Annotated in this window: 15 protein-coding genes and 2 pseudogenes; 6 read left to right on the top strand and 11 right to left on the bottom strand. The window is 63.8% G+C overall.

The features are described 5' to 3' along the window. The first annotated feature begins 3 nt into the window (after positions 1-3). Positions 4-1,113 (top strand): amidohydrolase family protein, encoded by a 1,110-nt coding sequence (locus ACVWW3_RS34675; RefSeq protein ID WP_247448463.1) that lies wholly within the window; start codon positions 4-6, stop codon positions 1,111-1,113. Continuing rightward, positions 1,113-1,526, top strand: coding sequence for a Rieske (2Fe-2S) protein (locus ACVWW3_RS34670; protein WP_008541477.1), 414 nt, complete (start codon positions 1,113-1,115; stop codon positions 1,524-1,526). Before ACVWW3_RS34675 ends, ACVWW3_RS34670 begins: the two co-directional genes overlap by 1 nt. A 48-nt stretch (positions 1,527-1,574) precedes the next feature. Here ACVWW3_RS34670 and tcuC read toward each other — a convergent pair whose 3' ends face one another. Both tcuC and ACVWW3_RS34660 read right to left on the bottom strand, forming a co-directional pair. Continuing rightward, positions 1,575-2,921 (bottom strand): tricarballylate/proton symporter TcuC, encoded by a 1,347-nt coding sequence (gene tcuC, locus ACVWW3_RS34665; protein ID WP_456651695.1) that lies wholly within the window; start codon positions 2,919-2,921, stop codon positions 1,575-1,577. A gap of 140 nt (positions 2,922-3,061) precedes the next feature. Continuing rightward, positions 3,062-3,961 carry a transcriptional regulator GcvA gene (locus tag ACVWW3_RS34660; RefSeq protein WP_456651696.1) on the bottom strand — a complete coding sequence of 300 codons (900 nt, stop codon included), beginning with the start codon at positions 3,959-3,961 and terminating at the stop codon, positions 3,062-3,064. Positions 3,962-4,071: 110 nt separating this feature from the next. Between ACVWW3_RS34660 and ACVWW3_RS34655 the strand changes: the two genes are divergently transcribed. After that, entirely contained in the window at positions 4,072-4,275 is a 204-nt protein-coding gene (locus ACVWW3_RS34655) for a DUF1127 domain-containing protein (RefSeq protein WP_247344151.1), read from the top strand. A gap of 81 nt (positions 4,276-4,356) precedes the next feature. Then, on the top strand, positions 4,357-4,980 hold the full coding sequence (locus tag ACVWW3_RS34650) for an N-acetyltransferase family protein (RefSeq protein ID WP_456651697.1): 624 nt from the start codon (positions 4,357-4,359) through the stop codon (positions 4,978-4,980). Between the two features lie 228 nt (positions 4,981-5,208). On the opposite strand, the gene ACVWW3_RS34645 is transcribed toward ACVWW3_RS34650, so the two are convergent. Together ACVWW3_RS34645 and ACVWW3_RS34640 are read right to left on the bottom strand one after the other, a co-directional pair. Beyond that, positions 5,209-6,039 carry an enoyl-CoA hydratase gene (locus ACVWW3_RS34645; protein WP_247344157.1) on the bottom strand — a complete coding sequence of 277 codons (831 nt, stop codon included), beginning with the start codon at positions 6,037-6,039 and terminating at the stop codon, positions 5,209-5,211. 123 nt (positions 6,040-6,162) lie between these two features. Next, complete coding sequence (locus ACVWW3_RS34640; protein ID WP_456651698.1) at positions 6,163-6,864, bottom strand: SDR family NAD(P)-dependent oxidoreductase; 702 nt, start codon at positions 6,862-6,864, stop codon at positions 6,163-6,165. Between the two features lie 231 nt (positions 6,865-7,095). On the opposite strand from ACVWW3_RS34640, the gene ACVWW3_RS34635 reads away from it, so the two are divergent. Both ACVWW3_RS34635 and ACVWW3_RS34630 read left to right on the top strand, forming a co-directional pair. Then, positions 7,096-8,880 carry an acyl-CoA dehydrogenase family protein gene (locus ACVWW3_RS34635; protein WP_456651699.1) on the top strand — a complete coding sequence of 595 codons (1,785 nt, stop codon included), beginning with the start codon at positions 7,096-7,098 and terminating at the stop codon, positions 8,878-8,880. A gap of 44 nt (positions 8,881-8,924) precedes the next feature. Beyond that, positions 8,925-10,013, top strand: a complete 1,089-nt coding sequence (locus ACVWW3_RS34630; RefSeq protein WP_027570101.1) for a Zn-dependent alcohol dehydrogenase — start codon at positions 8,925-8,927, stop codon at positions 10,011-10,013. Positions 10,014-10,080: 67 nt separating this feature from the next. On the opposite strand, the gene ACVWW3_RS34625 is transcribed toward ACVWW3_RS34630, so the two are convergent. From ACVWW3_RS34625 to ACVWW3_RS34595, 7 genes and pseudogenes are all read right to left on the bottom strand, one after another. After that, positions 10,081-11,574, bottom strand: coding sequence for a hypothetical protein (locus ACVWW3_RS34625; protein WP_456651700.1), 1,494 nt, complete (start codon positions 11,572-11,574; stop codon positions 10,081-10,083). 247 nt (positions 11,575-11,821) lie between these two features. After that, positions 11,822-12,097, bottom strand: a complete 276-nt coding sequence (locus tag ACVWW3_RS34620; RefSeq protein ID WP_345947009.1) for a DUF1488 family protein — start codon at positions 12,095-12,097, stop codon at positions 11,822-11,824. 156 nt (positions 12,098-12,253) lie between these two features. Next, the gene (locus ACVWW3_RS34615) at positions 12,254-12,862 is read right to left on the bottom strand and encodes a tetratricopeptide repeat protein (RefSeq protein ID WP_456651701.1); all 609 of its coding nucleotides are present in this window, start codon (positions 12,860-12,862) and stop codon (positions 12,254-12,256) included. 153 nt (positions 12,863-13,015) lie between these two features. Next, positions 13,016-14,497, bottom strand: a pseudogene (locus tag ACVWW3_RS34610) (AMP nucleosidase). A gap of 161 nt (positions 14,498-14,658) precedes the next feature. Beyond that, positions 14,659-15,994 (bottom strand): annotated as a pseudogene (locus tag ACVWW3_RS34605) (HlyD family type I secretion periplasmic adaptor subunit). After that, a complete protein-coding gene (locus ACVWW3_RS34600) occupies positions 15,991-17,691 on the bottom strand; it encodes a type I secretion system permease/ATPase (RefSeq protein WP_456672435.1) in 1,701 nt (566 codons plus the stop codon). The pseudogene ACVWW3_RS34605 and the gene ACVWW3_RS34600 overlap by 4 nt, the downstream one beginning before the upstream one ends. A 307-nt stretch (positions 17,692-17,998) precedes the next feature. After that, a complete protein-coding gene (locus ACVWW3_RS34595) occupies positions 17,999-18,271 on the bottom strand; it encodes a GlsB/YeaQ/YmgE family stress response membrane protein (RefSeq protein WP_456672298.1) in 273 nt (90 codons plus the stop codon). Between the last annotated feature and the right edge of the window lie 27 nt (positions 18,272-18,298).

Genomic DNA, 18,298 nt, shown 5'->3' with positions numbered 1-18,298 from the left:
GCGATGAATATTCAGTTCCGCGAAAGCTCCGAAGCCGCTTCCCCACTGACCGTCAAAACCGCGATCGCGGACTGCGACATCCATCCGGCACGCGCGACCCGCGCCGAGCTCTATCCCTATCTCGCCAAACGCTGGCAGCATCATCTCGAAGTCTACGGCGTCCATGCCTATCAGGGCATGATGGAGGGCCCGCCCTATCCGAAGGCTCAGCCCAACGCCTCGCGCCGCGACGCCTATCCGCCGGAAGGCGGGCCGCAGGGCTCTTCGCTCTCCTTCATGCAGAAGCAGTTGCTCGATCCCAACAACGTGCAGCTCGGCGTGCTCAATCCGCTCAACACCGGACAGGGCATCCGCAATCACGAGCTCTCGGCGGCGCTGTGCTCGGCGATCAACGACTGGCAGATCGACAAATGGACCAGCAAGGACAAGCGGCTGAAGGCGTCCATCGTCGTCGGCAATGAGGACGGGCCGTCGGCCGCGGCCGAAATCCGCGAGCGCGCCGGCGACAAGAATTTCGTGCAGGTGCTCTTGCTCAGCCGCAATGTCGAGCCACTCGGACAGCGCCGCTACTGGCCGATCTATCAGGCCGCGGAAGAGGCCGGCCTTCCCGTCGGCGTCCACGCCTTCGGCTTCGGCGGCAACCCGATCACGCCGTCGGGCTGGCCGAGCTACTACATCGAGGAGATGGTCGGCCACTCGCAGTGCCAGCAATCGGCGCTTGCGAGTCTGGTGCTGGAGGGCGTGTTCGAGCGCTTCCCGAAATTGAAGATGGTGATGATCGAAGCCGGCTTCGGCTGGGCGCCGTCACTGGCGTGGCGGCTCGACAAGGTCTGGCAACGGCTCAGGAGCGAGGTGCCGCACGTCAAACGGCCGCCGTCGGAATATATTCGCGAGCAGGTGTGGTACACGACGCAGCCGATGGAGGATCCGGAGCGGCGCGAGGATCTGTTCGACGTCATCAAGTGGATCGGCTGGGACCGTCTGCTGTTCGCGACCGACTACCCGCATTGGGACTATGACGAGCCGTCGCGCGTCTTGCCGGCGGGCGTCGGCGAGGCCGATCGCGAGGCGTTCTATCTGGGAAATGCGAAGAAGCTGTACGGCATGTCCTGATGGCAAGACACGTCATTGCCGCGGTGGATGAACTGCCGCCCGGCACGCGAAAATTTCTGGAGATCGACGGGCGGCCGATCGCGGTCTTCAACATCAAGGGCGAATATTTCGGCCTGATGAACCGCTGCCCGCATCAGGGCGCGGCGCTGTGCGAGGGACCGCTGATCGGGCTCGCGCAATCCAGTGACCCCGGCGAGATCGAGTATACCAAACTCGGCGAGATCATCCGCTGCCCATGGCACGGCTGGGAGTTCGACATCCGCACCGGCCAGTCCTACTGCGACCCCCGCCGCTTCCGCGTGAAGGCCTATCCGGCCCATGTCGAGCCGGGTGCGAGCGTGGTCAAGGGGCCGTATGTCGCCGAGACGATCCCGGTAAAGGTCGAGAGCGATTACGTGGTGGTGGAGTTGTAACTCCCGCCGTCATTCCGGGGCGGCCGAAGGGCGGCCCCGGACCGACATTCAGTGTCCGGCAACCGGCTCCGCCACCGCATCATACGTCGGCACCGTCTTGCCGCCGCCGCGATAAACGACGAGCGCGGCGATGATGCCGAGCGCCGCGCCGAACATGAGCCAGTACGCCGGCGAAGCCTTGTCGCCATTGGTCATGCTGATCAGTTTGGTCGCGACAATGGGGGTGGACGTGCCGAAGATGCCTGCAGCCATCGCAAAAGCGATCGAGAAACAGGTGGTACGGACATGTGCCGGGACGATCTCGACCAGACATCCCAGCATCGTGCCGCTGTAAACGCCAAAGTAGAACGAGAACATCATCTGCACGGCCAGCAGCTTTCCGAGAGTGGGCTCTGCCGCGAGCCAGGACAGCGCCGGGTAAGCGGTGACCAGCGATAGGCCTGCGATCGTCAGCAGCACCGGCTTGCGGCCGATGCGGTCGGATATCGCGCCGCCGACCGGATTCCAGATGAAGTTGGTCACCGCAACGAAAAGGGTCACGAGCAATGTCCCCGTGGGCGAAAGGTTGAGCTGCTTGCCAAAGCCGGGGGCATACACCGTGATGAAATAGAAAGTCGTCGTGGTCAGGACCGCGATCATCATGCCGAGGACGACAATGCGCCAGTTCGCGAGCGCCGAAGTGAACACCTCGCTTGCGGTCGGATGTCTCTTCATGGCCAGGAAGGCCGGCGTTTCCTCAAGCGAGCGCCGCAACATGAAAATGACGGGGATGATGATGCAGCCGATAAGGAACGGGATGCGCCACTTCGCGATTCCTCCGAGGGAGTCCAAGAACGTGTCGCTGGGCATGACTTCCCTCAGGACAAAGCCGATGACCGCAGCCACAAAGATCGCGACCTGCTGACTGGAAGATTGGAACGAGGTGTAAAAGCCGCGATTGCCGGGCGTCGCGATCTCGGAAAGATAAACAGAGACGCCGCCCAGCTCCACGCCGGCGGAGAACCCCTGTATCAACCGGCCAATCAGGACGATAATCGGGGCGGCAACGCCGATCGCGGCGTAAGAGGGGCAGAAGGCGATCACCACGGTACCGAGCGCCATCAGCGCGAGCGTGACGATCAGCCCCTGGCGACGGCCGATGCGGTCGATATAGGCACCTAGTACGATCGCGCCGACCGGACGCATCAGAGCACCGAGCCAAAACACGCCGTAGGCATTGAGTAGCGCCGCGGTCTCGTCCGCGGCGGGGAAAAACGCCTTTGCGATATCTTGCGCATAGAAGCCGAACAGGAAGAAGTCGAACTGCTCGAGGAAATTGCCGCTCGTTGCACGCAGGATTGCGCCGATGCGCGACTTGATCTCGGGCGGATTGGTTGATGCTGCTGGTCCAGCCATGGCGTCACTCCCCTGGAAGACGTAGCCGGACCGGAACTCACTTCACGGCAGGCGACGGATAGTTGCTGCGACAATCTGCCCTACCCCTCTCGCGCTGGCCGCGGCGCGTCAACTCAATTCGCCGGCGGAGCCGATGATTTTCAGGCTATATTTTGCGTTGCAGCAATCATCCATTCGCGGAATGCGGCGAGCTTCGGGGCCTCGCGGCGGCCCTCCGGCGCGACCAGGTAGAAACCGGCGTCGGCCGGCAGCGCGATCTTGAACGGAACGACGAGCCGGCCCTTGGCGATGTCGTCCCGGACGTAGGAGGTCCGCCCCATCGCCACGCCGATGCCGTCGATCGCGGCCTGGATGGTCATGAAGATCATGTCGAAGGTGACGCCGGGCTGCCTGGCGATGTCGGCCGGCAGACCCGCCGCCGTCAACCACAGCCGCCAGTCGTCGCTATTGGCGTTGGAGGTGTGCAGCAGCATATGGCTCTTGAGGTCCTCCGGAGAGCGCAGCGGCTTGCCCCCGTGCAACAAAGATGGGCTGCACACCGGAAACAGCTCGTCCGCCATCAGCCAGTCGGCGCGCAAGCCCGGCCACTGGCCGCGCCCGTAGCGGATCGCGGCGTCGACATTGTCGCGCTGAAAATCGACCAGGCTGGTCGAGGTGGTGATGCGGACGTCGATGCCGGGATGGTGCTCCTGGAAATCAGTGAGCCGCGGCAGCAGCCATTTTGCGGCGAGCGAGGCCAGCGTCGAGACGGTCAGCACCTTGTCGTCGTCCTTGCGCAGCAGCCGATCGGTGGCAAGGCGGAGGTCGTTGAAGGCGGCACGGACGCCCGGCAGATAGTCGCGCGCCTCCGGCGTCAGCGCCAGCGCGCGGTTCTGCCGGACGAACAGGCGGATGCCGAGCTCCTCCTCCAGCCTGCGGATCTGATGGCTGATCGCAGTCTGGGTCACATTCAGCTCGGAAGCGGCCAGCGTGAAACTGAGATGGCGCGCGGCGGCCTCAAAGGCCCGCAATCCGTTCAGGGAAGGCAATCTGGCAGTCATCTGGCAGCAGGATACATGACGTTATTTCATGCGAAAGAGTACAAATTGTCGTTTGTCGCAGCGCAGTAGGAAGCAGATATAAGCGGTCAACTTAGCTCCAGGAGCTGAAAATGTCTACGTTGACCCAGAATTCGATGACAAATCATCATGCGCCCGGCCTGATCCACCAGATCGGCGAGACCCTTCACGTCTGGCACGAGCGCTACCGAACCCGGCGTGAGCTGACCAACTGGTCCGCGCGTGACCTCCAGGACGTCGGGCTGTCCTGGAGCGATGTGGCCTTCGAGGCCGATAAACCCTTCTGGCGGGCCTGATTGGCCGCCAGGCCGGCGCCGCCTGATCACAGGGGCGCCGGCGGTCCCTTCTCCCTTGAGGTCCCCTTGTGGGCATGTGTCATGAGCACCCTCCGCCTGGAAGATTTGAAGCAATATTCGGACTCGCTGCGCACCCGGCACGGTGAGCCGGTGAACGTTCGCTTCGTCGAGCCGCGCGACACCGACGAGCTCCAGCATTATATCCGCTCGCTCTCGACCCGCTCCCGCTACAACCGCTTCTTCGGCGGGATCAGCGAGCTGCCGAAAGGCCTGCTTCACGACTTCCTTCAGGTCGGCGAGCGCGATCGTTTTACGGTGGTCGCGACCATGATGGTCGACGGGTTCGAGACCATCGTCGCCGAAGCGCGCTACGCGCTGCATGCCGAAACCGCGACGGTTGAATTCGGCCTCTCGGTCGACGATCGCTGGCAGGGCCACGGCATCGCCACCGTGCTCATGAAGAATCTCGAGTGCCGCGCGGCTGCGCTCGGTGCCGAGCACATGCTCGGCGACACGCTCCGTTCCAACGAGGCCATGATCTCGCTCGCGCGCAAATCCGGCTTTGCCTTCGTCAACCATCCCGACGACTGGAAACTGGTCCGCTTCGACAAGGAGATCAGCGTCGCACCAAAGGACATTCCCTGCGCGAGCTGGCGCCTCATCGCCCTTTCCCGTCGGGCCGAAAGCCCCTCAGCCTCGGTCTGACACCACTCGAGCCCGGCCTGGCGAAAACCAGAGCCGGGCATTTTTTTATCCCATTCATAAACCGTCATCCTGAGGCGCTCGTTCTGCGGTCTTCCGCAGAACGGGCCTCGAAGGATGGACGGCCCGGCTGGTTTTTATTTTCGCCGCGGCAACAGCGGGGCCGTCGCCCTTCGAGGCCTCCGCTTCGCTCCGGCACCTCAGGGTGACGGTCAACCACTTTCGGAAGCCCTACTTCCCCCTGAACACCGCCTTGCGCTTCTCGATAAACGCCTGCACCGCCTCCTTGTGATCGGCGGTCGTGGTCAGGCGGATCAGCCGTTCAGCCTCATGATCGCGCGCGGTTTCGAAGTCGAACTGCAGGGCCTCGTCGAGATTGTCCTTCATGTAGCGCAGCGCGAGACGCGGGCCTTCGGCGAGCGACTTCGCCAGCGCGAAGGCCTCTGCTTGCAATTTGTCGTCGGGCACCACGCGGTTGACGAGCCCGATCGCCTCACAACGTGCTGCGTCAACGCGATCGCCGGTGAACAGCAACTCGCGCGCTCGCGCGGTGCCGACGAGCCGCGTCAACAGCCAGGCGATCCCGTAATCGCCGCTCAGCGCGATGCGGGCGTAGCCGGTGGCCACGAAGGCCGATTGCGCGGCGATGCGGATGTCGCAGGCCATGGCGATGGCCAGCCCCGCGCCGACCGCCGGACCGGGGAGCGCCGCGATGGTCGGCTTGCGCACCGACACCAGCGCGCCGGTGAGCAGCCGCTGCCGCTCCTGGAGATCGGCCACGCGGTCTTCCAGCGACACCTCCAGCTTCTTCGGGTCGCGATGCGCGCCCATGCCCTTGACGTTGCCGCCGGCGCAAAAAGCTTCTCCCGCGCCGGTGAGCAGCAGCGCGCCGACATCGGGGTTCTCGCCGCAGCTGCGGATCATCGTGCGCAGCGCCGGCGTCAGCGCGTCCGACAGCGAGTTGCGCGCCTCGGGCCGGTTCAGCGTGATCAATGCGACGCGATCACGGATCACGCAGAGGAGTTCATTGGTGCCGGTGTCGATGGTGGTTTCCGTGGTCATGTCGCTCCCTCTCCTTCGTCATTGCGAGGAGCGAAGCGACGAAGCAATCCAGCCTTTTTCCGCGGAGGCATTCTGGATTGCTTCGCTTCGCTCGCAATGACGGTCGTTGTGACGTTATCGCCCTCAAAACTTCTCCACCCAGGGCCGCAACTCGAGCTCCCAGCTCCAGGCGCTGCGCGGCTGCTGCAACACGTTCCAGTAGCTCTCCGCGATGGCATCGGGATCGAGCATCGAGCCCGGCTTGTCTTCGGGCTCCGTGCGCGCCGCGCTGCGGATGCCGCCGTCGATGACAAAATGCGCGATGTGGATGCCTTGCGGCGACAATTCGCGTGCCATGCTCTGCGCGAGCCCGCGCAGCGCGAACTTGCCCATCGCGAACGAGGCCGACTGCGCATAGCCCTTGACGCTTGCCGAAGCGCCGGTGAACAGGATCGCGCCGTGCTTGTTCGGCAGCATACGTTTTGCCGCCTGCTGCGCCACCAGGAAGCCGCCATAGGCGCTGACCGCGATCGCCTGCGCCACGTCGGCCGGGACGAGATCGACGAACGGCCCGCGCGCGCGACCGCTGGCGTTGTAGACGACCACGTCGGGCGTGCCGATCTCGCGTTCGACGAGGCCAAACAAGCGCTCGACCTCCTCGGGCTCGGTGGCGTTGCAGGCATAGGCCTTGGCGCCGGTCTCGCTGCAGAGCGCGCCAAGCTTCTCGATTTTTCGCGCGGCCAGCGCGACGCGGATGCCTTGGGCAGACAATAGCCGCGCCAGCGAGGCGCTCAGGCCTTCGCCGGCGCCGACGATGAGGGCGATCTTGTATTTCGGGTGTTCCATGGCGTGATCTCTCGCAGACGGGAAGCCGCTGATCTATGCACGGTCCGTGCGGACAACCAGCCGGGACGATCACAATTCCGCAGAGCGAATTGCTCCCTCACGGCGTTCATGCCTCCCTGACGATTTGCGGCTTTCTCCGCTTTCGCGACTGGAGCATGATCGACATCATCTCAAGCGGCAAGCGCCAAATCGGCGCAAAATGTCCGTAAGGCAGAAACGAAGAGGACGATCATGCACAAGCCGGCCCCCGCGCAGGCAAAACAGGTCGCGGCCGCACCATCCGGACTGCTGGCTCCCGATACCACTGGGATGAATTTCTACCGCGCCGATCAGGCGCTGACGGATCTCTTGCGCATCCATCTGCCGGAGACGCTATTCCGTCACATCGAACCGCATCTCGATCGCCTGGGTGAATTGGCCGGCGGCCATCTCGACGACTGCGCGCGGCTCGCCGACCGGCACACGCCGGTGCTGCACCAGCGCGACAAGTTCGGCCGCGACGTGCAGCGGATCGAATACCACCCGGCCTATCGCGAGTTGGAGAAGGCGGCCTTCGGCGAGTTCGGCATCCACGCGCTCTCGATCCGCAAGGGCATCATGGGCTGGCCGGACAAATATCCGGTCGTAGCGAAACACGCTTTCACTTTCCTGTTCAACCAGACCGAATTCGGCATGGGCTGCCCGATCAACGTCACCGACGGCTGCGCGAAATTGCTGGCGAATTTCGGCAGCGAGGCGTTGAAGGCGAAATATCTCGACGGCCTGACCCAGACCGACATGAGCAAGCTGACCCAAGGCGGCCAGTTCATGACCGAGAAGGAAGGCGGCTCCGATGTCGGCACGCTGACGACGACGGCCGTGCAGGAGGGTGACCATTGGCGCCTCACCGGCGAGAAATGGTTCTGCTCGAACGCCGACGCTAAAATCGTGATGCTGCTGGCGCGCCCCGAAGGCGCCGGGCCCGGCACGCGCGGCGTCGGCCTGTTCTTGATGCCGCGCTTCCTCGACGACGGCTCGCAGAACCACTACCGCATCGTGCGTCTTAAGGACAAGCTCGGCACGCGCTCGATGGCGTCAGGCGAGATCAAGCTCGAAGGCGCGATCGCCTATGCGGTCGGCAAGCTCGACCGCGGCTTCGTGCAGATGGCCGAGATGGTGAACTCGTCGCGTCTTTCAAATGGCGTGAAATCCACGGCGCTGATGCGCCGGGCCTATCACGACGCGATGACGGTGGCGAAGAACCGTATGGTGTTCGGCAACCGCATCATCGACCTGCCGCTGGGCCGGCGCCAGATGCTGAAGATCATGCTGCCGGTCGAGCAGGCACTGTCGATGAGCTTTCTCACCGCGGACGCGCTCGACCGCGCCGAGGCCGGCAGCCAGGATGCCGCTGCGCTGCTTCGCATCCTGACCCCGACACTGAAATTCCGCGCCACGCGTGATGCGCGAAAGGTCTGCGGCGATGCCCTCGAGATGCGCGGCGGCATCGGCTACATCGAGGAATTCGCGACCGCGCGGTTGCTGCGCGACGCGCATCTCGGCTCGGTCTGGGAAGGCACCGGCAACATCGTCGCGATTGATGCGCTGAGGCGCGCGGTCGGACGCCACGGCGCCGAATCTGCGCTCGCCGCCGATCTGCACGCCCGGCTCGATGACAGCCCCTCGCTGCCGCAGGCGTGGCGCGACCGGCTGCACATTCTCACCGACCGCGCAGTCGGCTTCGCGCGCGAGGTCGCGGGCAAGGCCGACAACGAGGCCGATGCGCGCCGCGCCACCAGCCTGCTCTATCATGTCGCCAGTGCCGTCGCGCTCGCCTGGGAGGCGCACCGCATTCACGACATGCGCGGCGATGCGCGAAGGCTGCTGATGTCGCGGCTGGTGATCGATCACCGGGTGTCGCCGAGCGATCCGTTCCGGCTGACGGAAAATGCCGCGCAGCAGAAGATCGCCGCGCTGCTGCTCGGCGAGCGCGCAGCTGATATGAGCGAGGTTGGCGAACTGGTTCTGGCAGCGTAGGCTGCACCGGCGTTCAAAGCAAAAAAAGCGATAGGGAGTGCTCGATGAAGGCCGCCGTCCTCCATGAAGTCAACAAACCCCTGGTCATCGAGGATGTCAGCCTGCCGAAGCCCGGCCCGCGCGAGGTCCTGATCCGCACGTCGGTGGCGGGTCTCTGCCACTCCGATCTGCACTTCATGGAGGGGCTCTATCCGCATCCGCTGCCCGCGGTGCTCGGGCACGAGTCCGCCGGTGTCGTCGAGCAGGTCGGCTCCGACGTGACTTATGTGAAGCCCGGCGATCACGTGGTCACCTGTTTGTCGGTGTTCTGCGGTACCTGCGACAATTGCACCACGGGCCGCACGGTGCTCTGCACCGACACCACGGTGAAATTGCTGCCGGGTGCCTCCAATCGGATGCAGTGGGCCCGCTCGGAGAAGCTGCATCAGTTCCTCAATCTTTCCTCCTTCGCCGAGCAGATGCTGGTGCACGAGAACGCGATCGTCAAAATCCGCAAGGAGATGCCGCTCGATCTCGCCGCGCTGATCGGTTGCGGCGTCATCACCGGCTATGGCGCGGTCGTGAACACGGCGAAGGTGACGGCCGGCGAGACCGTGGCCGTGATCGGCTGCGGCGGTGTCGGCATGGCTGCGATCAACGGCGCGCAGATCGCGGGTGCCGGCCGCATCATTGCCATCGACACCAATCCGGCCAAACTCCAGCTCGCGACCAAGCTGGGCGCTACCGACATCATCAACCCTGCCGACGGCGACGTCGTGAAGCAGGTGCGCGATCTCACCAATGGCGGCGTGCATCATTCCTTCGAGGTGCTCGGCCGCAAGGAGACCGCCGAGCAGGCTTTCGGCATGCTCGCCTCAGGCGGCACGGCCACCATCGTCGGCATGATTCCGTTCGGCCAGAAGATCGAGCTGCACGGCTTCGACTTCCTGCGCGAGCGCAGGATCCAGGGCTCCTCGATGGGCTCGAACCATTTTCGCGTCGACATGCCGCGGCTGGTGGATTTCTACCTGCGGGGACGGCTGCATCTGGAAGACTGGATTTCGGCCAAGCTGAAGCTCTCCGAGATCAACGAAGGTTTTGCCAACATGAAAGCCGGCAAGACGCTGCGCAGCGTGATCATGTTCGACAGCTGATTGCTGACGCTCCCGTGTTGCTCCGAAACAGCTGTCAGCGCCCGGCTTGACCGGGCGCGAGTTGGAGTCAAGGCAACCGGTCCGGGCCGTCGGCCGAGCCGCAACGCGACTCTTTCAGGAGCAGCAACGTCATGACCGTGGCGAGACTGGCGGTGAGCAGGTACACGGGGGACATGCTCCAACTGGCACCTTCGAAGACCAGATTGCAGAGCAATCCCGCAATCGACACGATGAAGCCGAACCAGGCAAGCCTCGGAAAGCGAAATCCACGTTCGCCGCGCCAAAGATCAAGCACGAGGTAGAACACGAGAACGGTGTTGCAGAGTGCCGCCGGCAGCAGGCCCAGGACGATCCCGCTTTCGAACGCGAGATAGGATAACACGCCGTCGACTTGAGCAATCGCCGCGAAGGGCAAATAGCGCGGATTGAGGCAGGCGAGCGCGATGGACGCTAGTTCGAACGCGTAGAAGTAGCGCTCGTGCATCTTCGGGAGGAGATACGGCATGAGCATGAGCGATACACACGCGGCGAGCAGAATAAACTCCGGCCCCGCTTGCTTGGAGCGCGCGATGAAGATCGACAAGGCGAGCCCGCTCGCCGCTGCGAGCGCCAGACCGGCCGCGACTCCGATCGCGTACGGCGTTGCCCCAGCCAACACCCAGATGTTCGCTGCATTCATGGTGAGACGGTGAAAGGTGTCGGCCTGGTCTAGATAGACCTCGAACACGGAGGCCAAGGATCTGCCGGCGACGAGAACCGGAATGGAGAGGACCACATAGATCCCGGGAATAGTGGCGAGCCACGCCACGTGTATCTTGCGGCGCAAAATCATGCCGAGCACGAAGGGCCCCAGGAATACGGCCTGGGCCTTCACCGAAAAGGCCAACGCAAATGACACGACGCCATTTCGGTCCCGTATGAACAGCGCCACGGAAACCAGCGTGAAGAAGGTCCAGATCGAATCAGTCTGCCCCCATACTGCCCCGTTGAAGATCACCGTCGGTGCAAGCCAAACGGCGCAGAAGCCCAGGGACGCGCGCAACGGCACCTTTGTAGCTTGCCAGACGATCTGGGCCACAGCGATCGCGCAGCCAAGCTCGAATACTGCCGAGATCATCTTCAGGAGGGAAAGTGGCTCGCCTAGCCCATCAAATCGAGCGGCGATCAACAGGAGGTAGCTGAAAAACGGGGTATAGTTGGTAAAAGCTTCGGCCAGCCCACCAACGCCGTGATCTCGAGCAAAGACATACCAGGGGATCACATACCGAATGGTGTCGTCGGTCGCGTGCTCCCGGGCGAAGTAGCGGAGCACGAGGCCCACAAATCCGCACCCGATCGCTATGGCCATTGCAAGCCGCCAACTCTTTGGCAGCGTCTTGTCCGGATTGACGTAGCGACCGGACTCGCGGCTCGCGTCGTTTCCAACAATCTCTTTTGTCACGGGATCACTCGTGCGGGATTTGTGCGCGACCATCGGCGCCCTCTGGCGGCCGCCATGAAATCGGGAACCGTTGGATACCGGAGTTCCGGACGTGGTCGGCTTTCCTTTGCGCTCGGTCAAACACAGAGGCACTCCAAGCTTCGGGCGCGTCCATAGTGACTTCTTCAAGGTCGAAGCAAGCCTCTGGGCTCCAGGTTCGTGACCTAACCTGTACGAGTAACCAATTCATGGCTGGATAATGTCTGGCTTTGCATGTCTTGGGATTGCTGCGAAAAGATTGTTTGGTTAGCGAATGCTTTAGAGAAACCAAGCGCGACGAATTGCAGCGATCAAGCTTGGGGGCATGACGGCGGAGGCTGGAGTGGCATTACCGCTGCAGATGTCGCGTAAAAATCCGCACGACATGGCCCCTGACCCTCGGCGCCTCGTCGTAGAGGTCTGACGCGAGCCGCTCGATGGTCTCGCGCAGCGACATGAACTGCGCCTGCCGCGCGCTGCTTTCGGTACCCTGCATGCCCGCAAGCTCGTCCATCGCGGCGTCGCTGATCTGGCACTGCACGACCTCGCCGTCGTTCAGCATGGTGAAGAGAAAGGCCAGCCGTTCGAGATCATGGCCAATGATCCTGTCGCGCATGAGTGGCATCAAGTCGTCCCGGTCGAGCCCCCGCGCCGGACAATGCTGAAAATCTGACGCCTTGTCACCATGCGTGGGGTGCGTTAGCCGAAGGCGCAGCCCACTCCTTGTCCCGAGCTGTCGTCGGAATTGGCGGGTACGCTTCGCTAGCCCCGCCCTACGGTCTCAGTAAACGAGAGCCGTGCCAGTAGGTTTGTCCAGCGCAATCGCCAGAGACTTGTACTCTTCGCAATCGCGGCCGCAGATCGTGGCGATACGACTTAGGTGATACATCGCCTGCTCGCGGTTGCCCTGCTCGAGCTGCCAGAGCCCATAATACTGCCAGGTCAGCACGTGATTCGGATCGGCCTTCAGCGCGCGCTCGTACCAGATCTGCGACTGCTTGTAGTCGCCGAGCTTGCGATAGGAGTAGCCGATGAGGTTGGCGACGTTCGGATGATCGTCGTGGTCCAACGCTTTCAACTGCTCGATCGCAGCTGCGTAGTCGTTGCGCTCGTAGATCGTGTCATAGGCCACACGATAGCCGGCCGCGAATGCGGGGTCACCGATGCGCGACTGGTTGTTCGGCTTCTTGCCTTTCTGGGTTGCCTTGGGGCTGGAACGTTTCGGGTAGGCTGGCTGCGCTTTCTGGTCCGAATAGGCGCCCGCATAGGGATCGGTGGAACTGGCGCCACCGCCGCCACCACCACCGCCTCCCGCGGCCAGCCCTGGCGAAGCGAACAACGTCGCGGCGAGCATTCCCGGCACGACAAATTTGATCATCGCTGTGATCATTGCTGCCTCCTGTTTCTGACGACGCAACTCAGACGACGTGATAACCCTGCTCCGACGGCGGTATTCCGGAATGCTTGCGTTCTCACGGAGACGTCAGTGTCGTGCGTGCGACAGCCTTGCTGCCAGATCCTGCCGGCAAGTGGGAGGGACGCGCTACTGGAACGCGACTTCGGCGAAACTGCGGAGCTTTCGCGAATGCAACCGCTCCGATTCCTGCTGCTTGAGCCGTTCCAGCGCCTTCAGGCCGATATCGAGATGCTGGCCGACGCGGCGGCGGTAGAATTCGCTGGCCATGCCCGCGAGCTTGATCTCGCCGTGCAGGGGCTTGTCGGAGACGCACAGCAGCGTGCCGTAGGGGACGCGGGAAACGGTAGCCGTTGGCGGCAATCGCGGCCGATTCCATGTCGAGTGCAACTGCGCGCGATTGCGACAGACGGCGGATCACCGCCGGGCCGGAGATCTCCCAGTTGCGATTGTCCACGCTTGCGACGGTACCCGTGCGCATCAGACGCTTCAGCTCGAAACCTTCGAGGCCCGTGACGTCCTCGACGGCCTCTTCGAGTGCGACCTGCATCTCCGCCAGCGCCGGGATCGGCACCCACAGCGGCAGCTCGCGGTCGAGCACATGGTCCTCACGCACGTAACCATGCGCAAGGACGTAGTCGCCGAGCCGCTGCGTGTTGCGCAGGCCCGCGCAATGGCCGAGCATCAGCCAGGCATGGGGCCGCAGCACGGCCACGTGGTCGGTGACGTTGCGCGCGTTGGACGGGCCGGTGCCGATGTTGATCAGGGTGATGCCGCCATAGCCGGGCTCGACCAGGTGAAAGGCCGGCATCTGCGGCGTGCGGGCGGGCGCAACGCCCGTCTCATCGCGCCGCCGCTGCGCGTGAGTACATTGCCGGGAGCGACGAATGCCTCGAAGCCGGCTTCGCCGGACTGAAGCCGCTGCTGGCAGAGCTGCGCGAAGGCATCGACATAGAACTGGTAGTTGGTGAAGATCACGAAGTTCTGGAAATATTCGGGGTCCGTGCCGGTGTAGTGGTAGAGCCGGCGCAACGAGTAGTCGACGCGGGCCGCCCGAAACAGCGATAGCGGCTCGGGCGCGCCGGGCTGGAGTTCGAAAGTGCCGTCGGCGATGGCATCGTCCATGGTGGCCAAATCAGGCACGTCGAACGCATCGCGCAGCGATCCCGCGACGGCGAAGTTCTCGCTGGTGGTGATGGCCGCCTCGATGTTGATATCGCGGCGATAGGCGAAGTGAACGGGGATCGGTTCGCCGGACTCGCCGATTTCGACCGGGACGCCGTGGTTCTGAATCAACAATCCGATCTGCTCGGTGAGATAGGTCCGAAACAGATCCGGACGCGTGACGCTGGTCTCGTGCACACCGGGCCGGGCGACGAAGCCGTAGGCGAGCCGCGAATCCAGCCGCGCATGCGTCGCAGTGGTGACGCGGACGAAGGGATAGAAGGCCCGCACCCGCGTCGTGATCGCCTCGCCGTTGACGTAAGCCTCGAACCGGTCGCGCAGGAACTTTGTGTTGCGCTCGTAGATCTCTTCGAGGCGGGCGACGGCGAGACCAGCGTCGGAGAAGGATTCGGTGGCGATGGACGGTGGGGATTGGATGGATTGCATTGTTCGACGCCGGGTTGCTGGGGCTGAATCGAACTATAGCAAGAACGAAGGCTCGCCGTCATTGCGAGCGTAGCGAAGCAATCCAGAAATTTCGCTGCGAAGGCAGACTGGATTGCTTCGCTGCACTCGCAATGACGAATGGGATGACGCGCTTTCGCGCGTCACTTCTCCCGGAACGCCCGCATGAACTGGTCGTGCAGCGGCTTCATCAGATAGGACAGCATGGTGCGGTCCACCGGTCTGGACGAAGGCCTCCGCCGGCATACCCGGGATCAGCTTGGAGTCGCCGAGTTTGGCGACCTCTTCCGCTGGCAACGAGACGCGGATGGTGTAGTAGCTCTGGCCGGTGCGCTGGTCGGTGGTGACGTCGGGCGAGACGCGGCTGACGACGCCGTTGAGCTCGGGCGTGGTGCGCTGGTTGAAGGCGGACAGGCGCAGCAGTGTCTTCTGGCCGATCTGGAGCTTGTCGATATCGACCGGATTGACCTTGGCCTCGACCTGGAGATCATCGGCCTGCGGCACGATCAGCATGAGCGCGTCGCCGGCGGTGACGACGCCGCCGACGGTGTGCACCGTCGATTGCAGCACCATGCCGTCCTGTGGCGCGCGGATGTCAACGCGGCGAAGCTGATCTTCGGCCGCGACCTTGCGCTCGATCATTTCGCCGATCTTGTCGTTGGTCTCGCGCAAATCCTTCGAGACCTCGCTCACCATGTCCTTGTCGACCTGGATGATCTGGAGCTCGGTCTCGGTGATCTTGCCCTTGGCCTGCGCGCGCGAGGCAATGTATTGCGCGCGCTCGCCGTTGAGTCGGGCGGAATCGCGTTCGAGCGTGGTCAGGCGGGAGATCTGCACCAGGTGCTTGTCATAGAGATCGCGGACACCGACGAGCTCCTGCTGCACCAGCGAGATTTCCTTGTCCTTGGCTCTCTCCTGCGCGGAGAGCCCCTCGATCTCCTCATTGAGTTGCTGGACGCGCTCGCGAAGCTGCGCCTTCTGGCCGGCGCGGCCGTTGACACGGACGTCGAACAGCTTGGTCTCGGCGGAGAGCAGGTTCTTGACATCGGGATCGTTGCCGCGCTCGAGCAGGACTTGCGGAAACTCCAGCTTGTCGATCCCGCGCTGCTCGGCCTGAAGCCGCGCCGTGCGCGCCTGCGCGGCGTCGAGATTCTTGGTGACGATGGCGAGGTTCGCCTTGGTGACGGTGTCGTCGAGCCGCACCACGATGTCACCTGCCTTGACCACGTCGCCGTCGCGGGCGCGCACCTCGCCGACCACGCCGCCGGTCGGATGCTGCACCTTCTTGACGTTGGATTCGACCACGATCTGGCCCGGCGCGATCAGCGCGCCCGAGATCTGCACCGTCGATGCCCAGCCGCCAAGGCCGACGGCCAGGACCAGCACAATCGCGAGACCGAGCATCAGGTGAAATCGGATCGATTCCCGCACGGTCCGCTTTGCGGCAGGCTTCCCACCGCCGATCGCCATCGTGCTCATGCCTTGGCTCCGCCTTCGCTGACGATCTTGATCGGTGTCGGCGGCGTCACACGCGGCTGGAGCACCTGGGCGAGGACCTGTTCCTTCGGCCCGAAGGCCTGCATGCGGCCGTCGCGCAGCACCAGTATCTGGTCGACCGCCTCCACGCCGATAGGGCGGTGCGCCACCACGATGACGACGGCACCGCGCTCGCGCGCCCCACGGATGGCGCGGGTCAGTGCCTCGTCGCCTTCAGTGTCGAGATTGGAATTGGGCTCGTCGAGCACGATCAGGAACGGGTTGCCGTAGAGCGCGCGCGCCAGCGCCACGCGCTGCGCCTGGCCTGCGGAGAGCGAGGTGCCCTGCTCGCCGACCTGGGTGTTGTAGCCCTCGCGCATCTTGATGATCATCTCGTGCACGCCGGCCTCTTTCGCGGCAGCGATGATGCCGTCGGAGGTGGCGTCGGGATCGAAGCGGCTGATGTTCTGTGCGATGGTGCCGCCGAACAACTCGACGTCCTGCGGCAGATAGCCGATGTGGCGGCCGAGCATGTCCGACGACCATTGGTCGAGCGCCGCGCCGTCAAGCCGCACCTTGCCGCGAACCGGCTGCCAGACGCCGACCAGCGCGCGGATCAGCGACGACTTGCCGGAGCCGCTCGGTCCGATCACGCCGAGGCCGTTGCCGGCTTCGAGCGCAAAGGTGATGTCCTGGACGATGACGCGCTGGTCGCCGGGGGGCACCATGGCGACGCCTTCGACCGAAAGGCGGCTGGTGGGCGCCTGCAACTGGGTCGGCATCGTTTGCGCCGGCATCTGCTCCAAAAGACGGGTAAGGCGGTGCCAGCTCTGACGTGCCGCGACAAAGGATTTCCAGTGCGCGATCGCAAGATCGACCGGCGCAAGCGCACGGGCCGAGAGGATCGAGCCGGCGATGATGATGCCGGCGGTCGCCTCCTGGTGGATGACGAGATAGGCGCCGACGGCGAGCACGGCCGATTGCAGCATCATGCGCAGCACTTTTGCAACCGCGCCGAGACCGCCGGCGACGTCGCTCGCACGCTGGTTGCCGTCGAGATATTTTTCGTTGGCCTCGCTCCAGCGCGCGTTCATCCGGCCGGCCATGCCCATCGACACCATCACCTCGGCGTTGCGGCGGCTGGACTGGGCGATGTCGTTGCGCTGGGCGGCGAGCCCCATCGCCTCGCGCGCCGGCTGGCGGGACATGAACTCGGTGACCAGCGTCAGTCCGACCAGGATGATGGCGCCGATCAGCGCGGTGACGCCGATCATGACGTGGAAGGCGAAGCAAATGGCGAGATAGAGCGGCAGCCAGGGCAGGTCGAAGAACGCGCTCGGTCCCATGCCACCGAGGAAGGAGCGGACATTGTCGAGATCACGCAGCGGCTGAAGGCCCTCGTTGCGGCTGCCAACCAGCAGCGGCAGGCGCACGATGGTGTCGAACACGCGCTTGTTCAGGGCTTCGTCCAGCGCGGTTCCGACCCGCCCCAGGATCCGGTTGCGGATCATATCGAGCACGCCCTGCGCCATGTAGAGGAAGCTGGCGAGGACGATCAGGCCGACCAGCGTCGGAATGCTGCGGCTCGGCAGCACCCGGTCGTAGACCTCCAGCATGAAGATCGACCCGGTCAGATAGAGCAGGTTGATCATGCAGCTCATCAAGCCGACGCCGACAAACGCCGCGCGACAAGCGCGCAGCGCGTCACCGAGCTCTGAACGGCGGAGGCCGGGAACGGGCTGCCATCAGTCTGATCTCTTTCGGGTGGGGGCCAAAGCCCTTGATTTCAAAGGCAAATTCAGGAGTAATTGACCCGGATTAATATCGCGTTTGCGCTCCTCGCCCAACGCAGCCGAATAATCCGGGACTCCTTTGGTCCACATCACCCCCGACCAGCCTCGCACGCAAGTCCGGAATCTCACAGTCTTGCGGCTTTTTCTTGCAGACAAGTCACCTCTCCCCGGGCGGGGACAGGTCGAAAGTTGGATCAACTGAACTCGGGCGCCGCTAGAATCGGCCGCCGCCGCGTACCAGCCGCACCACCAGCAGCAGGATGACCGCGCCGATCGCGGAATAGACGATCTCGGATATCAAGCCGGTGCCGATGTGAATGCCCAGCTTCGGGAACAGGAAGCTTGCGACCAGCGCGCCAGCGATGCCGACCACGATGTCGCCGATGATGCCGAACCCGGTTCCGCGCACCACCTTGCCGGCCAACCAGCCGGCAACCAGGCCGACGACGAACAGGATGACAAGCAGGCCTTCGTTGGAAATGTACATAAGTGAGGTCCCTCTGCGTGAACGGCC

It is taken from the genome of Bradyrhizobium sp. LM2.9 (assembly GCF_054056555.1).
The sequence above is the reverse complement of the archived record's forward strand: the minus strand, read 5'-3'. Positions and strand labels throughout refer to the sequence as shown.

Coding starts and splice junctions, on each gene's coding strand:
- ACVWW3_RS34675 (WP_247448463.1), top strand. CDS start 4: ATGAATATTCAGTTCCGCGAAAGCTCCGAAGCCGCTTCCCCACTGACC.
- ACVWW3_RS34670 (WP_008541477.1), top strand. CDS start 1,113: ATGGCAAGACACGTCATTGCCGCGGTGGATGAACTGCCGCCCGGCACG.
- tcuC (WP_456651695.1), bottom strand. CDS start 2,921: ATGGCTGGACCAGCAGCATCAACCAATCCGCCCGAGATCAAGTCGCGC.
- ACVWW3_RS34660 (WP_456651696.1), bottom strand. CDS start 3,961: ATGACTGCCAGATTGCCTTCCCTGAACGGATTGCGGGCCTTTGAGGCC.
- ACVWW3_RS34655 (WP_247344151.1), top strand. CDS start 4,072: ATGTCTACGTTGACCCAGAATTCGATGACAAATCATCATGCGCCCGGC.
- ACVWW3_RS34650 (WP_456651697.1), top strand. CDS start 4,357: ATGAGCACCCTCCGCCTGGAAGATTTGAAGCAATATTCGGACTCGCTG.
- ACVWW3_RS34645 (WP_247344157.1), bottom strand. CDS start 6,039: ATGACCACGGAAACCACCATCGACACCGGCACCAATGAACTCCTCTGC.
- ACVWW3_RS34640 (WP_456651698.1), bottom strand. CDS start 6,864: ATGGAACACCCGAAATACAAGATCGCCCTCATCGTCGGCGCCGGCGAA.
- ACVWW3_RS34635 (WP_456651699.1), top strand. CDS start 7,096: ATGCACAAGCCGGCCCCCGCGCAGGCAAAACAGGTCGCGGCCGCACCA.
- ACVWW3_RS34630 (WP_027570101.1), top strand. CDS start 8,925: ATGAAGGCCGCCGTCCTCCATGAAGTCAACAAACCCCTGGTCATCGAG.
- ACVWW3_RS34620 (WP_345947009.1), bottom strand. CDS start 12,097: ATGCCACTCATGCGCGACAGGATCATTGGCCATGATCTCGAACGGCTG.
- ACVWW3_RS34615 (WP_456651701.1), bottom strand. CDS start 12,862: ATGATCACAGCGATGATCAAATTTGTCGTGCCGGGAATGCTCGCCGCG.
- ACVWW3_RS34595 (WP_456672298.1), bottom strand. CDS start 18,271: ATGTACATTTCCAACGAAGGCCTGCTTGTCATCCTGTTCGTCGTCGGC.